This window comes from Escherichia marmotae (assembly GCF_002900365.1).
GTDB lineage: Bacteria > Pseudomonadota > Gammaproteobacteria > Enterobacterales > Enterobacteriaceae > Escherichia > Escherichia marmotae.
This window is the reverse complement of record NZ_CP025979.1, coordinates 1,155,100-1,179,950: the sequence shown is the minus strand read 5'-3', so window position 1 is coordinate 1,179,950 and position 24,851 is coordinate 1,155,100. Positions and strand designations below refer to the sequence as shown.

Here is a 24,851-nt window from a genome sequence, read left to right as displayed (position 1 = left end):
GGATTACGAAAATGATGAAAAAAAGTATTCTGGCGTTTCTGTTACTCACCAGTTCGGCAGCGGCGTTGGCGGCTCCGCAGGTGATTACCGTCAGCCGTTTTGAAATGGGTAAAGACAAATGGGCGTTTAATCGCGAAGAGGTGATGCTGACCTGTCGTCCGGGCAATGCTTTGTATGTCATTAACCCAAGTACCCTGGTGCAGTATCCTTTAAACGATATCGCACAAAAGGAAGTAGCCAGCGGGAAGACTAAAGCCCAGCCCATTTCGGTGATCCAGATTGATGATCCCAATAAACCAGGCGAAAAAGTGAGTCTGGCACCGTTTATTGAAAGAGCTGAGAGACTCTGTTAATTATCTATAGTAATTTTTTGATTTTAAATAAAAAACCGCTCGGGTGCTTTCACCAGAACGGGCGGTTTTTAACATTTTAGAGGATGATAAACGCGCTTTTTTTCTGACCACTTTACGCGCGGACTGGAAAACCTGGCGTCGTCATCTATTCTTAAAAGGCAAGGCAACTAAGCCTGCATTAATGCCAACTTTTAGCGCACGGCTCTCTCCCAAGAGCCATTTCCCTGGACCGAATACAGGAATCGTATTCGGTCTTTTTTTAATTGTATTTAAAATCAATCAGTTGCAAACGTATCCCCGAAATTCCCCGAAATTTACTCGAATTTCTGTATTCCGGTCTTTTTTGGTTATATCACAACCAAAATACATTTAACAATCCATTTACGTTAAAATCAGAGCAGTAAGTACGTTTTTTCTCTCTCATCAAGATACATTTTTGTTGTCTTCTCCGATGTGTGGCCAAGTAGACGCTGAGCAAATTCTTCTCCACATGTCTCTTTGTACAATCGTCCAGCCAGACTTCTGATCTCGTGAAAAGTTGGTGGGTTTTCACTGAACTGGATACCTGTTAATTTTCTGGCTGCGACAAATTTTTTTGTCAGGCCATCCGGGTGAATGCTGCCGTCAGGGCTGTTTTTTCTAATCCCGGCACTGATTAGATAATCTCCCCGGCTTACCAGGCGGCACTGTTCAACTACTGTACCAAGCCGTAGACCAGCGACAGGAAGGCTGAGTGACAGGGGGATAGCAATCATCATTCCTGTCTTAATTTGCCTGATGTGGAGACGATCATCATAAATATCACTGAACCGCATATTCGTTATGTCTTCGCGACGTTGTCCTGTTACAAGGGCTAAATCCATAGCTAATGGGAACCATGCCGGAAGTTGATCTGCTGCCTCCCTGATGCAGTTGTATGTCTTTAGTTTCAGTCGTTCTCTTGTAACTACTATTTTCGGTGCTCTTGTTGGCGTTACTGGATTTTGAGATATACGTCCTTCAACAATGGCCTCACGAAACATATCAGACAACACAGAACGCATTGATCCTGCCATTGTGTTTTTCCCTCCTTCAATCCACAAATCAAGAAACTCGGCAATATGGCGAGTGGTTATTTCTGTCAGTAAAATCCCTCCCAATTTTTCTTTTATTGTCTCCAGTTGATTGATCTTACCCACCAATAGTGGACACAGGACTAAGTGAGTAAACTCTCAACCAGAGGTGACTCATGACAAAACCAGTATCAATCAGCAAGAAGCCCCGTAAACAACATACGCCTGAATTTCGTAACGAAGCCCTGAAACTCGCTGAACGCATCGGTGTGGCCGCCGCAGCCCGTGAACTCAGCCTGTATGAATCTCAGCTTTATGCCTGGCGCAGTAAACAGCAGCAACAAATGAGTTCGTCAGAGCGCGAAAGCGAACTGGCCGCTGAAAATGTCCGCCTTAAACGACAACTGGCGGAGCAGGCTGAGGAACTGGCCATCCTCCAAAAGGCCGCGACATACTTCGCGAAGCGCCTGAAATGAAGTATGTCTTCATCGAAAATCATCGGGCAGAGTTCAGCATCAAAGCGATGTGTCGTGTACTTCGGGTTGCCCGCAGCGGCTGGTATGTCTGGCTCAGGCGTCGTCACCAGATGAGCCTGCGCCAACAGTTTCGGCTCACCTGCGATACCGCTGTTCATAAGGCATTCTTTGAGGCAAAGCAGCGATACGGTGCTCCCCGCCTTGCTGACGAACTGCCGGAGTTCAATATTAAAACCATTGCCGCCAGCCTGCGTCGTCAGGGGCTGCGGGCGAAAGCCGGCCGGAAGTTCAGCCCGGTCAGCTACCGTGCACATGGCCTGCCCGTATTGGAGAATCTGCTGGAGCAGGACTTCAGCGCCAGCGGCCCGAACCAGAAGTGGGCGGGTGACATCACGTACTTGCGTACCGATGAGGGCTGGTTGTATCTCGCAGTAGTCATCGACCTGTGGTCACGCGCCGTTATTGGCTGGTCGATGTCACCGCGAATGACAGCACAACTGGCCTGTGATGCACTGCAAATGGCGTTGTGGCGGAGAAGACGCCCGGAAAGCGTCATTGTTCATACGGACCGTGGTGGTCAATACTGTTCAGGGGATTATCAGGCGCTGCTGAAGCGACACAACCTGCGTGGCAGTATGAGTGCGAAAGGCAACTGTTATGACAATGCCTGTGTGGAAAGCTTCTTTCATTCGCTGAAGGTGGAATGTATCCACGGGGAACGCTTTAGCAGCCGGGAAATAATGCGGGCAACGGTGTTTAATTATATCGAGTGTGATTACAATCGCTGGCGTCGTCACAGTGCCTGTGGCGGTCTCAGCCCGGAACAATTTGAAAACCATAATCTCGCTTAGGGCCGTGTCCACATTACGTGGGTAGGATCAAACATCAGAGGCGCTAACTTAGAAGGCGATGACTTAGCCCATATAAAATCTGCGATGGAAAACCTACCTCAAGATGTTGTTGATTCTTTCTTAAGAACTATATTTGGGATGTATACTAATGATAACGCGGCTGTACAGGTTAAGAATAATATAAAAGGAATTGCAAAAAAATGTTGGGATCTTTCGTCAGAAACTACGAAGTATAGTTGTGGTATAAGATATCAATCTTTTGCAGCTAACGGAGAGAGAGCCAGGAAAGATGCGGCTAATGAGTTTTTAACTACTGTATCTGGTCTTCCATATCTTCCATCAGACTCTTTGGCTGTTGAAATATCAATCAGAGTGACAAATTTATACCAAGCCCATTTTGGATGGAATAATTTCCATAATGAACCTGCTCATGCATCCTCTTTGGCAGCATATATCTCCTCTGCTGGGAATGTCCCTGACTCAGTTCGATTTGAATATGTTAAGACTATAGTTTTGTGTTATTTGGGCAACATCTATGGAGTGTCTAATATGGCCGTTTCTTACTATGAAGAAATGATTGGTAAGTTCGGCGAGGCAGAGTTAAAAGAGTTCGTAAAAATAATTTATGATAAAGACGTGATATCTAGGCTTGCAACTCAAACATGTGCTTCTCGATATAAACATATAGCATCCAATTTTGTTAGCAGAACTACCAATCAAATAACCTCGCAAGCTCTTAATGCGATCATAGCATCGACTGCTCTCCAGTTACCGAACCTATCGAAAGCAACGGCCTACGATAAACTTATTCGCTCATACTAAATACTGTGAGACAAAAACAGGCTTAGATCAGATAACAGCCCTCTCTATTCGAGGGCTTTTTTGTAGGAATGCTTAATTGAATATCCGCTTTTCGCTCAAAGCGGACTAAAATGTTGGCTTGTTTCTGACTTAGAGCATTTAAGGAAGTGCTGGTGGTGACTGGTTGTTGTGTTCCATTTCTACAGAATAAAATCACAGAAACTATACCCAATAGTTGTATTGAATCACTGACGAGACAGCCTCATATTTATCAGGACTGGTGTGCGTCTAATACAGGGGGTTGTCGTGCTGGTTCTCAAATGTGCGCTGGCTATTGCGGCTGTAATGGCAATTTATTGTCTTGCTGTTGTTCTTATGGAGCGGCTTTCTGATTGATTACATACTGGCTAGAAAAAAGGTGTTACCTTGGTTTATCTTTGTCCGGCAAGGTGCGCTCATTAATCTTAAGTAAATTTATTGCTCAAGTATTCAGATTACTTCTTATGGTTGAAGTCTCCTGTCAATGTAGAACCAATATATTTACAAAAATGAGACCCGTCGGGGATAGCCCTGCCGGGTCTGACTGTTAAAGCATTTTTAATATGATCATCTATTTTTTGGTGCTATAGACTTTTTCGCCCGAGAAGTCTGGAGCGACCCAAAAGTTAATATTAAACTGAGCATCATCGCTTAGTTCAACACGGTGCCAGTATTGTGGTGGGCTTGTTGCAAAAGCGCCAGCATTAATGACTACTTTTATCTCCGGTTCAGTAGCATTCTCATCAGTAAAACCATAATATGTTACAGTGCCTTCCATTACGCACAACTGCCCAAAAACACCTGCTGCTGTATTATGATGTGTTAATAACGCTGAAGGTACGTTCTCTTTTGTGAAGAACGGAGTTGAGCGTTTGATTACCCAATCTTTAGGAATTCTCTTGTGTGTCATAACCACCTCCTCCAAAACATGCATTATAAATGCATCTTTTGGAGGGTTATGTCAAGCTGTTATGAAACACATAATTGATATGTTGATTAGAGGAGAAGATAGAATAAATATGGTTGTTTTTCGTATAACTATTTGTTTTACTTTTAGTTTATGCATTCTGTGTGTTAGGAATAAGTTATTAAAGTTTAATCAAAAAATCTCGATGTAGTCCACATAGATTACTGTTACTGAACCTTATTGTGTGTATTAGTTGTGTTCTGAAATTTCAGCTTAATTATTTATGATATATTTTTTTAACGATAAATATTTTCCCAGGATACCTTTACTGTGTATATAAATAAATTATATACGCATAAATAATGTAAAGGCGTCCTTTTAGATATATCTTATCAAATGTTAATGACTTGAGTGGGAAATATGATTCCAGCAACTTATCATGTGGCTACTTTATAAAAATAATGCCCATATAAAACAACAAGCGAAAAGGATTACGGATAAAAAAGGAGCGAGATGTGCGAACTTGTTATTTTCCATGTTTAACCACCTTAAATAATTGATGATGACGGGATGATTGCATCTGTAATGCTTTTATTGAAATATTATGATAAAAAAGAACTTTTGCATAACATTAAAATGTAATTTATCTAATCGTTTTTAATAATAAGTGTCGTATTTCTATCCTTGTACCAGCTATTTGATATGTAGTGTTTGTTCATGCTATGTGGGGCTTTACACCATAGCCAGTTTATTTATACTTTATTCGTCAGCCTGAACAACTGGCATCTGCTGCGCTGCGCCATCGAGAGATTGAGAAATGGCGCATATACAACTGGTCAAACAAACCTCTTCTGGTTTACTTCTCCCGGCGACGCCGGAGAGTTGCGATTTTCTGCATCAAATCAAAATAGGTGAGTGGATACACGCAGACTTTAAGCGTGTGCGTAACTACGCATTCCACAAGCGTTTTTTCAAACTCCTGCAACTGGGATTCGATTACTGGACTCCGGTCGGTGGGGCGATCACACCTCGCGAACGAGAACTGCTGTCTGGTTTCGTGGATTACTTGTGCGAATCAGTTGGTCGGGAACACACACCAGCCCTGAGTGATGCCGCAGAGCAATATCTAAATACAGTTGCGACACGCAGAACTCGGGATACGGCATTGCTAAAGTCGTTTGAGGCTTTCCGCGAGTGGGTAACCATTCAGGCCGGATTTTACACCGAGCATCTTTATCCTGATGGTAGTCGTGGGCGTCGGGCGAAATCTATCGCGTTTGCGAATATGGACGAAACCGTGTTTCAGCAGGTTTATAAATCTGTACTGAATGTGCTGTGGAACTGGATTCTGTTCCGTAAATTTTCCTCTCCGGAACAAGTCGAAAATGTGGCCGCGCAGCTGCTGGAGTTTGCGTAATGGTGGATTTACGTAAAGCGGCGCGGGGCCAGATGTGCCAGGCCAGAATTCCTGGCTACTGCAATCACAATCCCGAAACGTCTGTGCTGGCGCATTACCGACTGGCGGGAACGTGCGGAACAGCGACAAAACCACACGATATGCAGGCGGCGATTGCCTGTAGCTCATGCCACGATTTAATCGACGGGCGGGTAAAAACCAGCGATTACACCAAAGAAGAATTACGCCTGATGCATGCAGAAGGTGTTTTTCGCACACAAGAAATCTGGAGAAAGGAAGGTTATTTATGATTTACCCAACAAATACAGGCAAAAGCGGGGAACACCTTCGTCTCACCACGCTGGAAAGTGTCTGGATTCAGGGAAAACTGCGCATGTGGGGGCGCTGGTCGTATATTGGCGGCGGTAAGATGGGAAATATGTTCAACCAGTTGCTGACCTCTAAAAAGCTGACAAAAACGGCAATTAACGAGGCGCTCCGGAGGATGAAAAAAGCAGGTCTGGACAAACCTGAACTTGAGGCTTTTTTGCGGGATATGATCAACGGCAAGCAAAAAAGCTGGCTGGTGCATTGTACTGATGCAGAGGCGTTATGCATTGATCGGGTGATTAGTGAAGTGCTGGCAGAACACCCAGGATTGATTTGTATCCTCCGGCAACGATATGAAGGGAGGGGGATGACTAAGCGCAAAATGGCTGAATTGCTGAATGATTCACACCCTGAGTGGTGTTACGCCACGTGCCGTAATCGCATAGATGCGTGGTTGAAAATGGCAGAGTTTATGCTCTATCTGCCGATGCGTGATGCATTCTCTTCCGGGGATCTAAAAACCGTCTGTTGACTCAATCTGTTATCCGGGGCTATATTCCTCACGCGCCAGCAAAATCTGGCGTCGGGATTAGCACCCCGGATGTTTACGGAGCGATATGAGACGCGCCCGCGTCTTTTTTCATATCGTTTGCACAGTCACATTCGCGATTTATGGCGGGCTGTGTGGGGGAGCCGAAAGGCTCGCCGGTTTCCGTACCCGGTAGTGCTAACCCCGCACAGTTCGCCACCACGATGATTAGCACCTGACGGTGGCGATAATGTCCAAATGTACGGAGTTATCGTTATGGCCACTCAGATTTCTGTCGAAACTCTTTCCCCAATTACACACAACCAAATTCCCGTTATCACTACCGAGTTACTGGCACAGCTTTACTGTACCGAGATCAACAACATCAAAGTAAATTACACCCGTAATTCCGAGCGTTTTGTTGAGGGTAAACACTTTTTCAAGGTTGTTGGTGATGAGTTGAAAAATTTGCGGGTTACTTTAAGTAACTCACAAAATTTGCAACCATCTTTAAGAGGGTTACAAATTTCCCCGAAAGCCCGCTCCCTCATACTCTGGACAGAACGCGGAGCAGCCCGTCATGCCAAAATGCTCGAAACCGATCGGCGTGGGATGTGTTCGAAAGACTGGAAGACTGCTATTTCAGACAAAAGGATCCGTCAGCGCCAGTTTCATGCCAGAAAAGTTACGACACGCGAGTTCTCTGTTATCAGCGAGGCGGTGTCACTGTTTCCACAATTCAGTTGCGGGATGATGATATTGTTATTTCCCTTGAGTCATGGCTGGAACTGGCGAGAGCCAATGGTTGGTTTGTTGTTCGCAGAGATAAACTGGTGGAAAGGCTGATGCAGCTTTAAAAAAGTTCTTGCAATTTTAGCCATAAACTGCTTCAATTCCGGTACGCTTCGCAAAGCTGTATAGCGAGGCGAACCAAGCGCATGAACTTTACCAGAACCCGCCATTGAGCGGGTTTTGTTGTTTGAGGAGGGGGGAATGAATCAGACTGGTCAACCCAGCTATGCGCTTTTCGCTGGGAATGATAGCAACAACCTCAAAACGTTTGTTCTTGAGGTTGATTGCTACCGCACTGAAGACGCGCTACTAGCAATGGAGAAAGCCATAATCGAATTAAAAATCTGTCAGCGTCAGTTCGGCTATGGAAATGATTCTGGTGTCAGAGCCATTATTCGATAATTCTTTCTCCAATAATAACTGGCAATGGAATGAGTACCTCCCAGAATGGTTGATACCCTGCGTAAATCTGAGTTGTTTCTCCCTTCCAGTAAAGATCCAGCCTCTGAGATATTTCTACTGGGGAGCAGTTCAGATTTAACAAATTCATATCGCCTCTATGATAGTTCGACGATGAGTTGACTTGAAATATTGGGGTATCAAGTGGAAACTTTGAAAAACCTCTGAACCAGGCTGCTTCTTTTACAGACTCACATGCAAAAATTGATTGGAAACGCGATGGTTTTTCAGGGAAATGTGATTTTCTTCGTTCTTCCAGCAGTATTTCTATTATTGCTCCAAATCGTTCGTCTGAGCTGACGAGGTTTATGTGGTAGTTGAAAAAAAGATTATTTGCATGCCTGGATACGCCGTCGGAAAACAATGAGCTCGTATGAGCCTGAAGTGGAACGATTGGGCAGTGCGGTTCAGTCAACTCAATTTTCATGCCTGACGTCAGTGTACGTAGCCTGTCAAGTGTGAAAAAAAGATGGTTCGCCATATTAATGCTTTCCTGCTGATATTGGTTATTTCTGTTGATTTAACGATATCAGGATATATAAGAGTAGTGAATACAATGCTGTAAAAGCGGTAGAGCAGCTTCCGCATCTGGTATCCTGACTGGATGAAATAGTGCAGTGATATTCATAATAGCCACGATTAACAGACCTCGGCATTTGCCGTAATGCCGATCAGTTAAGGATCAGTTGACCGATCCAGTGGCTGTGTAAGAATCCGGAAACGCTCACTCGTTTCCGGATTTTTTTATGCTCATTGGACAGGCCCTTGATTTGGTATCCCGTTACGATTCTCTGCGTAACCCACTGACTTCTCTGGGGGATTACCTCGACCCCGAACTCATCTCTCGTTGCCTTGCCGAATCAGGTACTGTAACGCTACGCAAGCGCCGTCTTCCCCTCGAAATGATGGTCTGGTGTATTGTTGGCATGGCGCTTGAGCGTAAAGAACCTCTTCACCAGATTGTGAATCGCCTGGACATCATGCTGCCGGGCAATCGCCCCTTCGTTGCCCCCAGTGCCGTTATTCAGGCCCGCCAGCGTCTGGGAAGTGAGGCTGTCCGCCGCGTGTTCACGAAAACAGCGCAGCTCTGGCATAACACCACGCCGCATCCGCACTGGTGCGGCCTGACCCTGCTGGCCATCGATGGTGTGTTCTGGCGCACACCGGATACACCAGAGAACGATGCAGCCTTCCCCCGCCAGACACATGCCGGGAACCCGGCGCTCTACCCGCAGGTCAAAATGGTCTGCCAGATGGAACTGACCAGCCATCTGCTGACGGCTGCAGCCTTCGGCACGATGAAGAACAGCGAAAATGAGCTTGCTGAGCAACTTATAGAACAAACCGGCGATAACACCCTGACGTTAATGGATAAAGGTTATTACTCACTGGGACTGTTAAATGCCTGGAGCCAGGCGGGAGAACACCGCCACTGGATGATCCCTCTCAGAAAGGGAGCGCAATATGAAGAGATCAGAAAACTGGGTAAAGGCGATCATCTGGTGAAGCTGAAAACCAGCCCGCAGGCACGAAAAAAGTGGCCGGGGCTGGGAAATGAGGTGACAGCCCGCCTGCTGACCGTGACGCGCAAAGGAAAAGTCTGCCATCTGCTGACGTCGATGACGGACGCCATGCGCTTCCCCGGAGGAGAAATGGCGGATCTGTACAGTCATCGCTGGGAAATCGAACTGGGATACAGGGAGATAAAACAGACGATGCAACTGAGCAGGCTGACGCTGAGAAGTAAAAAGCCGGAGCTTGTGGAGCAAGAGCTGTGGGGTGTCTTACTGGCTTATAATCTGGTGAGATATCAGATGATTAAAATGGCAGAACATCTGAAAGGTTACTGGCCGAATCAACTGAGTTTCTCAGAATCATGCGGAATGGTGATGAGAATGCTGATGACATTGCAGGGCGCTTCACCGGGACGTATACCGGAGCTGATGCGCGATCTTGCAAGTATGGGACAACTTGTGAAATTACCGACAAGAAGGGAAAGAGCCTTCCCGAGAGTGGTAAAGGAGAGGCCCTGGAAATACCCCACAGCCCCGAAAAAGAGCCAGTCAGTTGCTTAACTGACTGGCATTACCCCGGCGGCCCAACTTCCCTTATGAGTTTAAAATCGCCTTAGTGGAGCAGTCACTGCAGCCCGGAGCCTGTGTGGCGCAGATCGCCCGGGAAAACGGAATCAACGATAACCTGCTCTTCAACTGGCGCCATCAATACCGGAAAGGTGGCCTGCTGCCTTCCGGAAAAAATATGCCGGCACTGCTTCCCGTGACGTTAACGCCGGAGCCGGATAATAAAATCCCGGCCCCCGCACAGGAACCAGAGCAGATAAATACACCGTCCGACAGTCTGTGTTGTGAGCTGGTTCTGCCGGCCGGAACTCTCAGGCTTAAAGGTAAACTGACGCCGGCGTTATTACAGACACTTATCCGCGAAATAAAAGGGAGCAGCCACTGATGATATCTCTCCCTGCCGGTTCGCGTATCTGGCTGGTTGCCGGTATCACCGACATGCGGAATGGCTTTAACGGCCTGGCATCAAAAGTTCAGAACGTCCTGAAGGATGACCCGTTCTCCGGACACCTGTTTATCTTCCGCGGACGCCGGGGTGACCAGATAAAAGTGTTGTGGGCTGACAGTGACGGACTGTGCCTCTTCACCAAACGCCTGGAGCGGGGCCGCTTCGTCTGGCCAGTCACCCGTGACGGCAAGGTGCACCTTACTCCGGCTCAGTTATCCATGCTTCCTGAAGGTATCAACTGGAAGCACCCGAAACGAACGGAACGCGCTGGAATCCGCATATAACCCGTTGTAAAGTGAGGATATGGACACCTCACTTGCTCATGAGAACGCCCGCCTGCGGGCACTGTTGCAGACGCAACAGGACACCATCCGCCAGATGGCTGAATACAACCGCCTGCTCTCACAGCGGGTGGCGGCTTATGCTTCCGAAATCAACCGGCTGAAGGCGCTGGTTGCGAAACTGCAACGTATGCAGTTCGGTAAAAGCTCAGAAAAACTTCGTGCAAAAACCGAACGGCAGATACAGGAAGCTCAGGAGCGAATCAGCGCACTTCAGGAAGAAATGGCGGAAACGCTGGGTGAGCAATATGACCCGGTACTGCCATCCGCCCTGCGCCAGTCTTCAGCCCGTAAACCGTTACCGGCCTCACTTCCCCGTGAAACCCGGGTTATCCGGCCGGAAGAGGAATGCTGTCCTGCCTGTGGTGGTGAACTCAGTTCTCTGGGATGTGATGTGTCAGAGCAACTGGAGCTTATCAGCAGCGCCTTTAAGGTTATCGAAACACAACGTCCGAAACTGGCCTGTTGCCGGTGCGACCATATCGTGCAGGCACCAGTACCTTCAAAACCCATTGCACGCAGTTATGCCGGAGCGGGGCTTCTGGCCCATGTTGTCACCGGGAAATATGCAGACCATCTGCCGTTATACCGCCAGTCAGAAATATACCGTCGTCAGGGAGTGGAGCTGAGCCGTGCCACACTGGGGCGCTGGACCGGTGCCGTTGCTGAACTGCTGGAGCCGCTGTATGACGTCCTGCGCCAGTATGTGCTGATGCCCGGTAAAGTCCATGCCGATGATATCCCCGTCCCGGTCCAGGAGCCGGGCAGCGGTAAAACCCGGACAGCCCGGCTGTGGGTCTACGTCCGTGATGACCGCAACGCCGGTTCACAGATGCCCCCGGCGGTCTGGTTCGCGTACAGTCCGGACCGGAAAGGTATCCATCCACAAAATCACCTGGCCGGTTACAGCGGTGTGCTTCAGGCCGATGCTTACGGTGGTTACCGGGTGTTATACGAATCCGGCAGAATAACGGAAGCCGCGTGTATGGCTCATGCCCGGAGAAAAATCCACGATGTGCATGCAAGAGCGCCCACCGACATCACCACGGAAGCCCTGCAGCGTATCGGTGAACTGTATGCTATCGAGGCAGAGGTCCGGGGCTGTTCAGCAGAACAGCGTCTGGCGGCAAGAAAAGCCAGAGCCGCGCCACTGATGCAGTCACTGTATGACTGGATACAGCAACAGATGAAAACACTGTCGCGTCACTCAGATACGGCAAAAGCGTTCGCATACCTGCTGAAACAGTGGGATGCACTGAACGTGTACTGCAGTAATGGCTGGGTGGAAATCGACAACAACATCGCAGAGAACGCCTTACGGGGAGTGGCCGTAGGCCGGAAAAACTGGATGTTCGCGGGTTCCGACAGCGGTGGTGAACATGCGGCGGTGTTGTACTCGCTGATCGGCACATGCCGTCTGAACAATGTGGAGCCAGAAAAGTGGCTGCGTTACGTCATTGAACATATCCAGGACTGGCCGGCAAACCGGGTACGCGATCTGTTGCCCTGGAAAGTTGATCTGAGCTCTCAGTAAATATCAATACGGTTCTGACGAGCCGCTTACTTAAGCGCTGTATTATTGTCTTCTGGTTGACTGCCGTGATCCAGCACCAGTTTATCAGGGCTTATTGCCAGTATTTTGCTGATCAACTGACCGCCTGACCAACTGATACGCAAGGGAACAGCGGCTTTGTGCAAATCGCGTAAAACGCCCAGGACTGCTAACGGATTTTGTTTCAGGAACTGCTCATGGTAATGACTCACGCGGAAAAACTCCTGACCGACAAACTGTCTTTGGTTTATCGGTAGTGATTAACAAAACTTAATACAAATGCGTGAATATTTTTTACACGTTGATCTTAAATCAACCGACAGACGCCAGCATCGATCCAGCCCTTGCCTATACTTAGAGCGTTGACGTAAACATTTTCTGCGTCCGATTCATCGAAACGAGGGCCTGAACATGGGAATTATTGCCTGGATTATTTTTGGCCTGATAGCCGGCATTATCGCCAAGCTGATCATGCCAGGGCGTGATGGTGGTGGATTTTTCCTGACCTGTATTCTCGGGATAGTCGGTGCGGTTGTCGGCGCTATCCTGGTTCTGGGGGTATTTCGCCTTCTGCGAAGAGAATAAGATTTTCATAAGGCGGATAGCGGTGCTGACGCCGCTATCCGCTTTCAAATCAGAACGTATATTCCACACCTGCCCAGAAATTACGCCCTTCTTCAATAAACCCTTCGCTGTAGGCATATTTCGTATCAAACAGGTTATTGACGGACGCATTGACGCTGAAGCCATGACCTAAGGCGTAATCGGCACGAATGTGGGTCACCGCAAAACCGGCGGCTTTTTGTGAACCGTCGCTGTTGCTGTAACTGGAGGAACGCGCCTCTTCCGACAGCGTTACGCTTAACGGCTCCCACGGTTTGAGTGTCATCCATGCAGTCATTGTCTGTGTCGGCAGATCGGTTATCTTGCCGATATCTTTGCGTTTGGCATCGGCATGAATCAGAGCGTAGCTCAATCCTACATCCAGTACATTGCTGATTTTCCCCTTAATACCGGCATCCAGGCCACTGTAATCTACCGTGCCGCTGTTCTGGTTTTGAATGGTATCGGCATCGATATTGTGTGAAAGGATGGCGTCACTTACCCGGTTATAGTAAACGCTGACTTCAAATCCCCAGGCGCGGGTGAAAGCGCCATTCCAGGTTAAATCCACTCCGCGAGCGCGTTCTGGCTTAAGTTGTGGATTAACAATGGCTATCTGGTTATACGCCGGTTTGGACGTGGTATAGCGTTCTTTCAGTGTCGGGAAGCGCGTGCGGTCATAGTATGAAAGCGTCAGCGTGTCTTCATTGGCAAAGTGGTATTTCCCCATCACCTGCCAGTTAAAAGCTGACTGATTGTTGTCGTCATAATGGGTGATGCTGCCATCTTTTTCGTGTTTTTTCGCTTCTACGCTATCACGCCAGTCATAGCTGATCCCGGCCACAACATCCAAATTATCAGCAGCAGCCCATTGATATTCACTGGCGAGCGACCAGGTACGATCTTCATAGCGATCGTAAGCGGCGTGAGGTGCACCTTTTTCCCGGTGTACGTCATCCTTCCAGTTAACGGCAAACGACAGCAGATCGTTTTCACGTACATCGGCCGCCAGTTGTAATCCGGCACCATCGCTGTAATCGGAATAGTGACTATAGCTACCGTTTTTACTTTTCAGATCGGCCAGCGAGTTGTACATCATGAGAGTATTTTCAAAGGTGTCGCGATACAGCCGGCTTTTCAGGGTAAAACGGTCGTTTAGCTGTGTGGTTCCCTGATAGTAAAAACTTTCTTTGTCATACTCCGGCCACTGCCAGTAGCGTGACTTTTGGCCACTGTTTCCGCTGTATGGCGGGTTGTCTTTTTCGCCATCCTGCTTAATGTAAGTCAGCGTGTATTCATCGTTTTCACGCGGTGTAAAACCGAGCTTCACAATGCCGCGTTTGTCATCGGCAGATGAGTTAATCATCTTGCCGTGCTTGCCTGCAATATCATTATTAACACCGTGTGGCAGGCCGAGAAAATCCTGTTTTAGCTGGCTGCCGCTGACTTGCAAGTATCCCAGATCGCTGCTGGCGGCAAATGAAGCGTGCATATCGTAGGCGTTGTCCTGACTACGGCTCCATCCCTGACGATATCCCAGACTAGCTTCCAGCGGTTTGGTCGGTTTCTGAGTGGTGATGTTTATGGACCCCCCCATCTGATTAGGTCCCTGTAGCAGTGAGGAATACCCTTTGGAAACTTCGACCGCGCCCATATTGTTGGTTAAAATCCGCGCCAGATCGAGGTTACCATCATAGGGAACATAAATGGGGACGCCGTCGAAATAGACCGGCACCTGACGGCTATCAAAACCACGAACTTTGACCTGTTCTTCGTTGCGGCTGCCTGATTTTTGCAGCACCACGCCGGGAACGACACTTAATGCCTGAGCAACATTTTGTTTATCCAACGCCTTTATGTTGGGTTGATCGAGAATGGTGGTCGTCGTCGATGATACAGGGCTGGACCATACAGTCAGTGTATCGCTCTCTTGAGCTGCTACGGCCTGCTGGGCAAGTGCAATTGATAATGCTGTGCAGAGATAATGTTTTTTGAATCTCATAAAATAAATTCCGTTTAATAAAGAATTAAAAAGAGGCTTTGGGTTTCAGACTGACTTTGATATCAGCCGGTGCCGCGTAATAAGGCGCGGAGGTAATAAACAGTCGGATGCCACAATCGAGGTAATTTTTGAGAGTTGTCAGATTAATTCCACCCGTCAGAGCCAGCGTGCAGTGAGGAGCCAGTGACGGTGCTTTTTGCGCAATTTCCGTTGCCTGCTGCGGACTAAATTTGTCGAGCTGAAGTACGTCTGGTTGCGCGCGTAACGCGGCAATTGCCTCTTCAGGCGTATCGGCTTCAACAACGATTTTCTTCTCCGGTGCGTGGCGACGTAACTGAGCGATTGCGCCCGACCAGTCCTGCTTGTCGGCAAGAAAATGACGGTGGTTGGCAAACAATAATATGGTCTCCGCACATCCGGCACGGTGAATCAATCCCCCTGCGGCCAGAATTGCCTGCGCTGCCAGTAAACGGGTGCCGGGGATCGCTTTTCGGGTGCAGGCAATATTGCCATCGGAATAACGTTCGCGAAGCAGCATCAACATTTGAGCGAGATAATCAGACACGCCGCAACTCCACTCCAGCACGTTCTGGACTGCTTTCCACCCCTGATGAAGTGCAGCGGCATTGCCATGTGCCCGGATTAGACGCTGACCCGGGTTCGCTAGTGAACCGTCGCTGACAGCATCATCGATGGTTAATCCCAGCGTGGTTAACATCTTGCAAGCCACCGCCACGCCACTGACGCAGCCGCCCTTGCGGTGAAAAAAATCAATAACACCAGGCTGTTCACCGATGCCTAATGCGCGTGTGGTCAGGTCACCGCCCTGGATATCCTCCAGAAGTAACGCATCGATTTGTGCCTGAGAAATGAAAATCATCGCAGTGCCTCCTGTGGCACGCTGTCCCACCAGATGAGTGCCCAGTCGCGGCTGGCAGGGGCGAGGGCGCGAGCATCCTGTTGTTGATACCAGCGATATAACCGTTCGCGTTCATCGTCGTTAAGCGTGCCGAGACTCCAACTGACGTTCTGCTCAAAACGTTCCCAGGTACTGTTATCCTGTTGGCAATTTTGCCCACGGATAAAATCAACGTGAGCATAAATTCCCATCTGATACAGCACGTTAAGTGCAAAGATATAGTTGGGTAATTCGATCACTTCCCGACCTGCCGCCCGCTGGATGGCAGGGGAGACGAACGAGGTACTGACAAGATGGGTGGTATAGACGCGTAACCGTGCCTGATTATTCAGTTTGGTCATCGCCTGGCGCATGTCAGCCACCAGCGTGGATCGGGAAGCCACGGCAATATCGCAGCGTGGCAGGTCACTCCAGTGCTCTTCCCAGGCGCGTTGGATCCAGTGGACATTGTCGGCCTTCATCGCGGCGGCGCGACGGGCGGCAACGTTCAGCATCCCCTGACTGTAATCAACGCCATAAACGGTAGTGACTTTATCAGCCAGTGCCAGTGACACAGTGCCCGGTCCACAGCCCATATCGAATAAGGAATTTGCGCCCTGCAGGTCAATTTTAGCGATCAGTTGTTGCAGATAGCTGTCCGTTGGCGAGGCGCAATTCTCGGCCATTTTTTCCGCCCGTTGATCCCAGTGATCTGGCGTTTTTTCTGTTCGGTGAGCCAGCTTTAATTGCTGAAGATAAAGGTCTGCAAAATCAATATCATCAATGAGCATGATTGTTCCTTAGCGTTTAATGGCAGAGAGGTGATGATGAATCTGAGCGGCGGAAACCCGATACAGGGCTGCCAGTTTGTCCATTGTCAGTTGTTCAGCCGGTAAGCCTTGTGTTACGCGTCCATCTGGCTCAACCCGGATAACGCTGTCGGCAATGGCGTTAGCATGTAGCGGATGATGGGTCGACATCAGCATCGTCATTCCGTTATTTTTTAGCTGCGCCAGGGTGTCCAGCAGTTGGATCTGATGACCAAAATCGAGGCTGGAGGCAGGTTCATCCAGTAACAACAAGCGTGGTTGCTGAAGCAGGGCGCGGGCGATTAATGCCATCTGGCGTTCACCGCCGCTAAGGGTATTCCAGCGCCTTGTCGCCAGATGCGAAATACCCAGCTTTTCCAGTTGCTCTGTGGCTTTCAGGCGTTCTTGCTTACCGGGGACGGAAAACGTCCCCATTATTGGAGTCAGTCCCATTAACACCATGTCCAGTACACTGAAAGCAAAAACACCGTCGTGCGCTTGCGGCACCCAGGCAATAGCTTGCGCGCGCTGGTGATGGCTAAGTTTCTGAACAGGTACGCCATCCAGCAAAATCTCGCCACCTGACAATGGAATCACGCCAAGAATGGTGCGCATCAGCGTAGTTTTACCGCAGCCATTGGCTCCCAGCAGGCAACAAATTGATCCCTGAGACAGGTTGAAGGAAACGTCGTGTAGCACTGGATGGCGGGAGTAACCCAGAGAAGCATGACGGACGGCAAGCAAAGTCACTGGCGACCTCCGCGTAACAACAACAGCAGAAAAAATGGTGCACCAACAAAAGCGGTCAGAATGCCGAGCGGGATTTCTGTTGTCCCAATGCTTCGCGCCAGTGTGTCGGTGAGCAGAAGCAGAATGGCACCTGTAGACATCGCCACAGGCAATAGTTGCTGATGGTTGTGACCAGTCAACAAGCGGGCAATATGTGGGACGACGAGGCCGATCCAACCAATAATTCCTGCTATTGCCACTGTGCTGGCGGTGATTAGCGTGGCGCAGATAATCAACCCTAACCTCAGGCGCGCAACATTCAGCCCCAGCGAGCTGGCTTCATCGTCGGAAAGTGTGAGTAAATTCATGCGCCAGCGGAGGAAAAACAGGGGCAGGGAGCCAATTAGAATGATCGGCGCAGCGTAGTAAAGATCACGCAAGGTTACGGTGGACAGCCCTCCCAGCAACCAGAAGGTTATTGAAGGTAACTGGGTGTAGGGATCGGCCAGAGTTTTTATTAGCGAAATTCCGGCTCCGCATAGCGTACCCAGCGCAATACCGACCAGTACCAGAGTTAAGACCGGATCGTGGCGGGTAACCCGGCGTGTAATCAACCAGACACCCGCGACGACCAACAGTCCGCCGCAAAACGCGTACAGTTGGATGTAAACAATCGATAATCCCCACAGGATTGCCGCGCAGGCTCCGAGTCCGGCACCCGCGGAGACACCCAGAATATCTGGTGAAACTAAGGGATTACGGAACATACCCTGATAGGTGGTTCCCGCCCCCGCCAGCGCAGCGCCCAGTAACAGCGCAGCAAGAATGCGCGGTACGCGGATTTGCCAGAAGACAATGTGTTCCTGCACTGGGACATCTTCTTGACGAAGAATGAGCGCCAGCAACTGCTGCATATCGAGGTGATAAGCCCCACTTACGGCAGCAAAAGTGATGCTGATGGCTGCCAGCAGCAAAAGCAAAATAAACCCGTCCACTGTTCTCATTAGCTCGCCACCATTTTTTGATAGTCGGCGTCACTTAATGTGCTATGCCAGAACAGTTGGGCGTAACGCTGCATATCATTTTTAAACTGGCTGTTGACTACGGGATCGAGCCAGGCATGCAATCGGCGTAACCCCAAAAGGCGATTGATTCCTGGTGGGGCATCCAGCCAAAGGGCAAGCCAGTTAAAAATAAGATGCGTCGTTCCGCGACAGCTTTTACCCCCTGCCAGAGCGTGTCGTTACGGATAAAGTCAGCAGTGACGGGATCCTGAACCAGAATAATATCCGGCTGCCAGCGCAGCAGGTTTTCCATGGATACTTGCGCCAGCCCATGACGATCGGCAATTTGTGCAACATTGTGCAGACCTAATAATTCTGCCGCCTCAGTATGCAACGAACCTTGTAAACCTGTTTCCAGCCCCCGGGCACCACGCGCGGCATAAAAGCGAATGTTGGCAGCGGGCGAGGCGGCGAACGCCTGAGCTTCACGAACGAAACGGTTGGCGAGACTGGCTTGTTCTGCGGCGCGGTTTTCTTCGCCTAACGTTTTGCCCAGCGTTGTTAACTGTTCTGCGGATTGTTCCAGTTTCCCGTTAAGCAATAACCAGGGGATTTGTGTCTGCTCGCTAACCTGCCGGGCCTGGGAGATCCAGGTGTCATCTGTATTGCCGCAATCAACGACCAGATCGGGCTGCAATGCCATCAGCCCTTCCATCGAGAGCGAACTGGCGCGCCCGGCAAGCCGCCCAAGTTTAGGTAAATGGCGAATCGCCGGGGGTAATGGAATAGCCGCTTCGCGGGCAAAGTCAAAGGAAGAAAAACCGACCAGTTTTTCCGGAGCGACAGCCAGCAAAAGCAGATCCGCAGGCGCACCAGCGCTGACTATGCGCGTAATCTTTTTTGCGTCGGGGAGCATCGGTGAGGCCCAGAATTTAACGGGTTGTGCAAAGGACGGCAAATGATACAGGAGCAGGGTGGATGCAAGAGCCTGCGTAAACATCCGTCTGGTTAGTGGCATGAGTAATATCCTGACAATCAAAACCGCTATATATTTACATATATATCGATAAAGATCATGTTTGATATCAAGATTTATTTAAAGAAACAGATTGGTCTGCTTATTTGCTAAACAGCATTTTGTTTAACAAGAAAAATTATCAGGGAGAATGGGAGACAGACAAAAATATAAATAGAATCGTAATGATTAATAAATTGATAATGCAAGATTTAACGCTTGCTCTGATATAAGGCGGCTAAGGTATAGAACGTATAATGAGCGATTTTTGATATTTCATGGAAAAAATGGGCAATGCCAATTTAATGTGCGGAATGACATTGCCCGATATACAGTAAATTTAAGGCGTAGGTTCCGCCTCTTTTTGTTTAACCGGCGGTGTTGTTGATTTACTGAGTGGGCGACTTGCCGGAACGTTGTCACACGGTTGCGCTTTCGGGCAGATCAAATCCAGCATTTTCAGCGTCACGCCGTTGGTCCAGCCAAAGCCATCCTGCAACGGATATTCGCCACCGCCGCCACCTGTTCCGGTGGTGCTGACATCATATTTTTCGACCAGCTTTTTCTCCCGGTCATAAGTGTGTTGAACATTGGTCAGGAAATTCCAGCTAATATCCATCGCCACCTCATTTTGCCCGTAGTTTTGCAATCCTTCGGTAGCAACCCATTGCAACGGTGCCCAGCCATTTGGCGCATCCCATTGCTGTCCACTTCTCACCGAGGTGGTGTTCAGTCCGCCAGGTTGCAGCAGATGCGTTCTGGTCGCCGTTGCCATTTTGCTGGCACGATCTTTCGCCGCAGCGTTGACATACAGCGGGAACAGGGCGGCGGCAGTTAACTGATTGCGTACTTTATGGCTCTTCAGATCGTAATCGGCATACCAGCCTTGCTGGTCGTTCCACAGGTATTTTTCGATCCCTTGCTGACGGGCATTGGCTAATGTTTCATATTGACTGGCCATCGCGTTATCCCCGGCGGCTTTACTGGCGCTGGCGAGAATTTTTTCCATTTTATACATCAGACTATTAAGATCGACCGGCACAATGCTGGTGGTGCGCAAGGTATTTAACTGCTGTGGATTATCCATCCAGCGCGAGCTGAAATCCCAGCCAGATGCGGCGGCGGAACGCAGGTCGCGATAGATTTCCGTAGCGGGGCGACCGGGATTGCTTTTGGCTGTGGCGATATCTTCCACCCACGATTCCGGACGCGGTGTATCGCGGTCGTCCCAGTAGCGGTTAAGGATAGTGCCATCCTTGAGCTTTACAACGCGTTTTTCCTGTTGCCCGGCTTGCAGGTTTTCAACGCCGTCCATCCAGTAAGCATATTCTTTTTGCAGTTGCGGCAGATACTGTTTCAACGCTGCATCGCCTTCATGTTGTGCCAGTAACTCCACCATCAGGGCAAAGAAGGGTGGTTGTGAACGGCTCAAATAATAGCTGCGATTACCGTTTGGAATATGTCCGTAAGTGTCTATTTCATAGCCAAAATTCGCCACCATATCCGCAACTTTATCCCAGTGACCGCTTTCAGCAAGCCCCAGCATAGTGAAGTAGCTGTCCCAGTAATATACTTCCCGGAAACGCCCCCCCGGCACGACATAGGGTTTCGGCAACGGCAGCAGAGAGTCCCATTTTTCGGTGCTTTCGGTTGTGCGGGTTAATACCGGCCAAAGCCCATCAATATGTTCACGTAGCGACTGTCCCTTTGGTGGGATGTGTTTCTCGCCTTCTTTTGGCAGGGAGAAATTGACTTTCACGAAGTGACGCAAATCAAACCCGCTCTGGTTCTGTTGCATCCGGTAATCAGCGAGGATCATCAGCGGATCGCTGTTTGGCACGGCGTCGGCAAAGGTTTTTTGATCCGGAAAAAGTTTGGCGTTTTGTACATCGTCAAACAACGGTCCCAACAAAATATCAGGCGATTGTGGTGTGACGGCAATTTCTTCCGCCTGTGCCGATAGCGCGGCAAAACACAAAAAAAGTGTGGTGGGAATTAACGCCATTCTTTGTGGATGACGAGGGACACGTGGTTTCATCAATCATTCTCCTTTGGCGATACCGAACAAAACGGTATTCAAGTATCAGAAAACCTTAGTTCAGGATCGCCGTAAGGACATGATTGAAATCTTATTCTGCGAACTGACAGACAAATCTGACGGAGAATCTAATTTAACTCTGATGCCTGAAGCGTTGTGCTTTTACATCCAGGGTTAATGTCTCTTCAGGTTGTAGCGCATACAGTTTCTCGCCCTGCTGACAAACCCAGCCAATGCCCAGTTCACGGGCAATTAAGGCGCTGTGGGATACCGGGCTTCCGGCGCTAAGACAGATGCCTTTAACGACAGTCGGGTCCAGTTGCAACATGGTGGAAGGGTAAATATTCTCCGCCAGTAAAATAGTCGGCGCGCTAAATTGCGGCAGTTCTTCTTTCGTCTGTGTCAGGTGGAGCAGGGTACGATGCAGAAGATCGTCTACATCAATATAGCGAGCTTGCAAATATTCATCATCAAGCTGCTGATATTGCTGGCTAAGTTCTTTAAGAACCTGCTGCCAGGCATATTCTGCTGTGCAGTGTTCATGCTGAAGGAGTTCGCTTGCCGCCGCCAGTAGTTCAGGATCGTCTAACAGAGTATGGTGGCCGGAAAAGATCGCGGCGATATCGTCGAGCCCGTTTGCCTCTGCCTTTGCCGATAAGGCCATCAAATCTAACAATGTGAAGTCAATCGCCTGGCGTAATCGTTCCTGTTCTTGTTCCGCTGTCAGAGTTGATTTCGCCTGCACTGTGCATAAAACCGGTTGATAATAGAAGGCTTTACCCGTGACAGGAGGGACTGGGCGCAGAGTCGGTGGCGCTATCTCTTCCGTTTCACCAAAGTTATCTTCAGCCAACTGGCGGAAAGCGGCCAGCGCCTCTTCAGCTTCAGGCCCTTTCACAATCAGGCGCAGAGTATCGTTATAGCGGACTTGTAACAGCGCAATCTGGTTAATACTTTCCGGCGTGACGCATTTACCGTTTTTCTCCAGCAGCATGTCCGCATTAAATACCGATAAGGTATAGACCAGTCGGGAGGCCGGGCGCACGTGGAGGCCGTTACGGTTTTTAATCACCACCGCCATAGAACGAGCTTCTTCATCGTGCGGAGGGCATATGTCAGAGATTTCACTGTCGGATGACGGTAAACCCAGTTGTTCGCGTTTGGCTTCCAGCGCATGCATTGCGTCATGGATAACCTGGTTGATATCCGCACCTGACGCCGCGCTGACCGTCGCAGCCAGCGTCCCTTCAACCAACGGTGCGGCGCACAACCGTACTTTTGCGGCGATCTCTGGCGCAAGCAATTCCAGTGCGGTTTCTGCACTCAATAACGCGCTCCCCATATCCATCATGACCAGCACATGGTCGGCATCGGCAACGGATTCGATGGCTTCCATCACTTTGACGGCATCGGTGCCGATGGGATTTTGTGGATCATCAATCCCCGCGGCAACGGCGATTTTACAACTATCGCTCATCAGCATCTGACGGGCTAATTCACCAACACCTTCTCCCAGTCGGGCGCTATGTGAAACTATGACCAGGTTTACCATCACCAATTCCTTACTCTTTCGCGGCTAAAGCCAGCATTTTCATCATAAACATCACGGAGGTCGCGCCAGGATCCTGGTGACCGATACTGCGTTCACCGAGGTAACTGGCACGGCCTTTGCGGGCTTGCATCGTAATCGTGCTTTGTGCAGCGGATTCAGCGACGCTGCTGGCAGCGTCGAGCGCCGCCGGAACAGAGAGATTTTGCTCGCAGGACTGACGTAACGACTCAACCACCGGCACCCAGACATCGCACATGGTCTTATCGCCGGGCTCGGCTTTTCCCCGGCTGATTACGCCATCCGCACCATCGCGGAACATCTGATAAAGCTCTTCCAGCGTCAGGCTTTGTCGTGCCTGAGTTACCTGTGCGGCGCGAATAAAAAACGTACCGAACAGCGGACCACTGGCACCGCCGACGCTGGAAAGCAACGTCATACCGGTATTTTTGAGGATGAAACCAATATCCTTGTCCTCGATGGCGGGTAGTTTCTCCACCACTTTGCTAAAGCCACGATTCATATTCAGCCCGTGGTCAGCGTCACCAATTTCACGGTCAAGGCTGGTGAGATAATCGCTCTCTTTGCTGAAAATTTCTCCACAGCGAGTGAGCCAGTTAACAATCTGTGTTCTGCTCAGTGACATCATCATCTCCTTATTTACCCCAGTTGAGTGCCGGGGTATGGACCGGGGCGTCCCATAGTGCCAACATTTCGTCATCAACTTTCAGTAAGGTGATAGAAAAGCCGGACATATCCAGTGAGGTGCAGTACGCGCCAATTAAATTACGCTCGATAGTCAAACCCGCTTGCTGACAACGCGTGGTCAGGCGGTTATAGACGCCGTATAGCTCAGAAAGCGGTGTGGCACCAAGATTGTTGACCAGTGCAATCACCCGATCGCCAGACTGTAGCGGCTGTTTGGTTTGCGTCTGTTCCAGCCAGTTTCCTTGTTGATAATCCCAGAAGCGCAGCGAGCGATGATATGCGCCATTTTCCAGCAGGGTATCGAACATTTCATCGACGGTTTGATTAAGGGAAGAGAAGGGGCGACGGTCAATACCTGGTTCACCATGAATGCCAACGCCAAACTCCATCTCATTATCCGCCAACGTAAAAGACGGTTTGCCTGCGGCAGGAACGGTACAGGCACCGAGGGCGATACCAATTGAGTGACCCTGATTATTCAACTTACGCCCCAGTTCTGCACAGGCGTCCAGTGAGTCGCCACGTTCCGCCGCCGCACCCACCAGTTTTTCAATTAATACCGTGTTGGCAACGCCGCGCCGCCCGGCGGTGTAAAGACTGTCTTTCACCGCAACGTCGTCATCGACAACCACTGTGGTGACTTTTACGCCGCTGTCGTGCAGTAATTCTGTTGCTGTTTCGAAGTTAAGAATATCGCCGGTGTAATTTTTGATAATCAGCAGCACACCTTCGCCGCCATCAATTTGCATGGCGCATTCAAAGATTTTGTCTGGCGTCGGAGAGGTGAATATTTCGCCAGGACATGCCCCCGAGAGCATTCCCTGGCCGATATAACCGCAGTGCATCGGCTCGTGTCCGCTGCCGCCGCCCGACAGTAGAGCGACTTTTCCTGCAACGGGTGCATCAGCTCGGGTGACATACAGTGGGTCCTGATGCAGCGTCAGCGAAGGATGGGCTTTCGCCAGCCCTGCCAGTTGTTCGTTCAGTACGTCTTGCACATCATTGATCAATTTTTTCATTATTTTGCTCCAGCATTTACGGTAGGGCATGGATGATGTTCAACGATACGGCGACCACTGACTGCCGATG

The 24,851-nt window shown here is 49.5% G+C and carries 22 protein-coding genes and 5 pseudogenes; 13 read left to right on the top strand and 14 right to left on the bottom strand.

Going from position 1 to position 24,851, the window contains the following annotated elements:
* Positions 1–11: 11 nt before the first annotated feature.
* On the top strand, positions 12–353 hold the full coding sequence (locus C1192_RS06280) for a YebY family protein (protein ID WP_000976465.1): 342 nt from the start codon (positions 12–14) through the stop codon (positions 351–353).
* A 392-nt stretch (positions 354–745) separates the two neighbouring features.
* Here C1192_RS06280 and C1192_RS06275 read toward each other — a convergent pair.
* Positions 746–1,525, bottom strand: a pseudogene (locus C1192_RS06275) (tyrosine-type recombinase/integrase); the annotation flags it as partial.
* Positions 1,526–1,581: 56 nt separating this feature from the next.
* Between C1192_RS06275 and C1192_RS06270 the strand changes: the two are divergent.
* Both C1192_RS06270 and C1192_RS06265 read left to right on the top strand, forming a co-directional pair.
* Positions 1,582–2,732 (top strand): IS3-like element ISEc16 family transposase gene (locus tag C1192_RS06270; protein WP_103194781.1). Its coding sequence is split into 2 segments (ribosomal slippage): positions 1,582–1,843 and positions 1,843–2,732, totalling 1,152 coding nucleotides; the frame shifts between segments, so codons are not numbered across the junction.
* 84 nt (positions 2,733–2,816) lie between these two features.
* Positions 2,817–3,554: a hypothetical protein gene (locus C1192_RS06265; protein ID WP_052463016.1), complete on the top strand. Its 738-nt coding sequence runs from the start codon at positions 2,817–2,819 to the stop codon at positions 3,552–3,554.
* A gap of 589 nt (positions 3,555–4,143) precedes the next feature.
* Here the strand turns inward: C1192_RS06265 and C1192_RS06255 are convergent.
* Complete coding sequence (locus C1192_RS06255) at positions 4,144–4,482, bottom strand: TehB family protein (RefSeq protein ID WP_000149055.1); 339 nt, start codon at positions 4,480–4,482, stop codon at positions 4,144–4,146.
* A gap of 814 nt (positions 4,483–5,296) precedes the next feature.
* On the opposite strand from C1192_RS06255, the gene C1192_RS06250 reads away from it, so the two are divergent.
* The 5 genes and pseudogenes from C1192_RS06250 (at position 5,297) to C1192_RS06225 (ending at position 7,928) form a co-directional block, all read left to right on the top strand.
* Positions 5,297–5,896, top strand: coding sequence for a DUF1367 family protein (locus C1192_RS06250; protein WP_000940320.1), 600 nt, complete (start codon positions 5,297–5,299; stop codon positions 5,894–5,896).
* Entirely contained in the window at positions 5,896–6,186 is a 291-nt protein-coding gene (locus C1192_RS06245) for a DUF1364 domain-containing protein (protein ID WP_038354854.1), read from the top strand. The genes C1192_RS06250 and C1192_RS06245 overlap by 1 nt, the downstream gene beginning before the upstream one ends.
* On the top strand, positions 6,183–6,737 hold the full coding sequence (locus C1192_RS06240) for a DUF1133 family protein (RefSeq protein ID WP_038354853.1): 555 nt from the start codon (positions 6,183–6,185) through the stop codon (positions 6,735–6,737). Before C1192_RS06245 ends, C1192_RS06240 begins: the two co-directional genes overlap by 4 nt.
* Positions 6,738–7,010: 273 nt before the next feature.
* Positions 7,011–7,591, top strand: a pseudogene (locus tag C1192_RS06235) (ORF6N domain-containing protein).
* Positions 7,592–7,727: 136 nt separating this feature from the next.
* The gene (locus C1192_RS06225) at positions 7,728–7,928 is read left to right on the top strand and encodes a hypothetical protein (protein ID WP_038354852.1); all 201 of its coding nucleotides are present in this window, start codon (positions 7,728–7,730) and stop codon (positions 7,926–7,928) included.
* On the opposite strand, the gene C1192_RS06220 is transcribed toward C1192_RS06225, so the two are convergent.
* The gene (locus C1192_RS06220) at positions 7,918–8,412 is read right to left on the bottom strand and encodes a DUF2441 domain-containing protein (RefSeq protein WP_218621707.1); all 495 of its coding nucleotides are present in this window, start codon (positions 8,410–8,412) and stop codon (positions 7,918–7,920) included. The two genes, C1192_RS06225 and C1192_RS06220, sit on opposite strands and share 11 nt — an antisense overlap.
* 319 nt (positions 8,413–8,731) lie before the next feature.
* Here C1192_RS06220 and C1192_RS06215 point away from each other — a divergent pair, with 319 nt between their 5' ends.
* The 4 genes and pseudogenes from C1192_RS06215 to C1192_RS06200 all read left to right on the top strand — a co-directional run bounded on the left by C1192_RS06215 (position 8,732) and on the right by C1192_RS06200 (position 12,389).
* Complete coding sequence (locus tag C1192_RS06215) at positions 8,732–10,060, top strand: IS4-like element IS4 family transposase (protein WP_103194760.1); 1,329 nt, start codon at positions 8,732–8,734, stop codon at positions 10,058–10,060.
* A 13-nt stretch (positions 10,061–10,073) separates the two neighbouring features.
* Positions 10,074–10,451, top strand: a pseudogene (gene tnpA / locus C1192_RS06210) (IS66-like element accessory protein TnpA); the annotation flags it as partial.
* On the top strand, positions 10,451–10,798 hold the full coding sequence (tnpB, locus tag C1192_RS06205) for an IS66 family insertion sequence element accessory protein TnpB (RefSeq protein ID WP_069906977.1): 348 nt from the start codon (positions 10,451–10,453) through the stop codon (positions 10,796–10,798). The pseudogene tnpA and the gene tnpB, both read left to right, overlap by 1 nt.
* Positions 10,799–10,817: 19 nt before the next feature.
* Positions 10,818–12,389 carry an IS66-like element ISCro1 family transposase gene (locus tag C1192_RS06200; protein WP_103194767.1) on the top strand — a complete coding sequence of 524 codons (1,572 nt, stop codon included), beginning with the start codon at positions 10,818–10,820 and terminating at the stop codon, positions 12,387–12,389.
* A gap of 29 nt (positions 12,390–12,418) precedes the next feature.
* Here the strand turns inward: C1192_RS06200 and C1192_RS06195 are convergent.
* A pseudogene (locus C1192_RS06195) lies at positions 12,419–12,619 on the bottom strand (flagellar regulator YcgR PilZN domain-containing protein); the annotation flags it as partial.
* A gap of 199 nt (positions 12,620–12,818) precedes the next feature.
* Here C1192_RS06195 and C1192_RS06190 point away from each other — a divergent pair.
* Entirely contained in the window at positions 12,819–12,992 is a 174-nt protein-coding gene (locus tag C1192_RS06190; RefSeq protein WP_101958031.1) for a GlsB/YeaQ/YmgE family stress response membrane protein, read from the top strand.
* A 49-nt stretch (positions 12,993–13,041) separates the two neighbouring features.
* On the opposite strand, the gene C1192_RS06185 is transcribed toward C1192_RS06190, so the two are convergent.
* The 10 genes and pseudogenes from C1192_RS06185 to dhaK all read right to left on the bottom strand — a co-directional run bounded on the left by C1192_RS06185 (position 13,042) and on the right by dhaK (position 24,781).
* Positions 13,042–15,012, bottom strand: coding sequence for a TonB-dependent receptor plug domain-containing protein (locus tag C1192_RS06185; protein ID WP_038354506.1), 1,971 nt, complete (start codon positions 15,010–15,012; stop codon positions 13,042–13,044).
* A gap of 25 nt (positions 15,013–15,037) precedes the next feature.
* A complete protein-coding gene (modD, locus tag C1192_RS06180) occupies positions 15,038–15,892 on the bottom strand; it encodes a ModD protein (RefSeq protein WP_016262064.1) in 855 nt (284 codons plus the stop codon).
* Positions 15,889–16,701: a class I SAM-dependent methyltransferase gene (locus C1192_RS06175; RefSeq protein ID WP_038354505.1), complete on the bottom strand. Its 813-nt coding sequence runs from the start codon at positions 16,699–16,701 to the stop codon at positions 15,889–15,891. Before C1192_RS06175 ends, modD begins: the two co-directional genes overlap by 4 nt.
* Positions 16,702–16,710: 9 nt before the next feature.
* On the bottom strand, positions 16,711–17,469 hold the full coding sequence (locus tag C1192_RS06170) for an ABC transporter ATP-binding protein (RefSeq protein ID WP_000173307.1): 759 nt from the start codon (positions 17,467–17,469) through the stop codon (positions 16,711–16,713).
* Positions 17,466–18,452 carry a FecCD family ABC transporter permease gene (locus tag C1192_RS06165; protein WP_038354504.1) on the bottom strand — a complete coding sequence of 329 codons (987 nt, stop codon included), beginning with the start codon at positions 18,450–18,452 and terminating at the stop codon, positions 17,466–17,468. Before C1192_RS06165 ends, C1192_RS06170 begins: the two co-directional genes overlap by 4 nt.
* A pseudogene (locus C1192_RS06160) lies at positions 18,452–19,470 on the bottom strand (iron ABC transporter substrate-binding protein). Before C1192_RS06160 ends, C1192_RS06165 begins: the two are co-directional and overlap by 1 nt.
* A 337-nt stretch (positions 19,471–19,807) precedes the next feature.
* Positions 19,808–21,505, bottom strand: a complete 1,698-nt coding sequence (locus tag C1192_RS06155; RefSeq protein WP_000804567.1) for an alpha,alpha-trehalase — start codon at positions 21,503–21,505, stop codon at positions 19,808–19,810.
* Between the two features lie 133 nt (positions 21,506–21,638).
* Positions 21,639–23,057 carry a dihydroxyacetone kinase phosphoryl donor subunit DhaM gene (gene dhaM, locus C1192_RS06150; protein WP_038354503.1) on the bottom strand — a complete coding sequence of 473 codons (1,419 nt, stop codon included), beginning with the start codon at positions 23,055–23,057 and terminating at the stop codon, positions 21,639–21,641.
* Positions 23,058–23,067: 10 nt separating this feature from the next.
* Complete coding sequence (gene dhaL / locus C1192_RS06145; protein WP_001516534.1) at positions 23,068–23,700, bottom strand: dihydroxyacetone kinase subunit DhaL; 633 nt, start codon at positions 23,698–23,700, stop codon at positions 23,068–23,070.
* 10 nt (positions 23,701–23,710) lie between these two features.
* Positions 23,711–24,781: a dihydroxyacetone kinase subunit DhaK gene (gene dhaK / locus C1192_RS06140; protein WP_038354502.1), complete on the bottom strand. Its 1,071-nt coding sequence runs from the start codon at positions 24,779–24,781 to the stop codon at positions 23,711–23,713.
* Between the last annotated feature and the right edge of the window lie 70 nt (positions 24,782–24,851).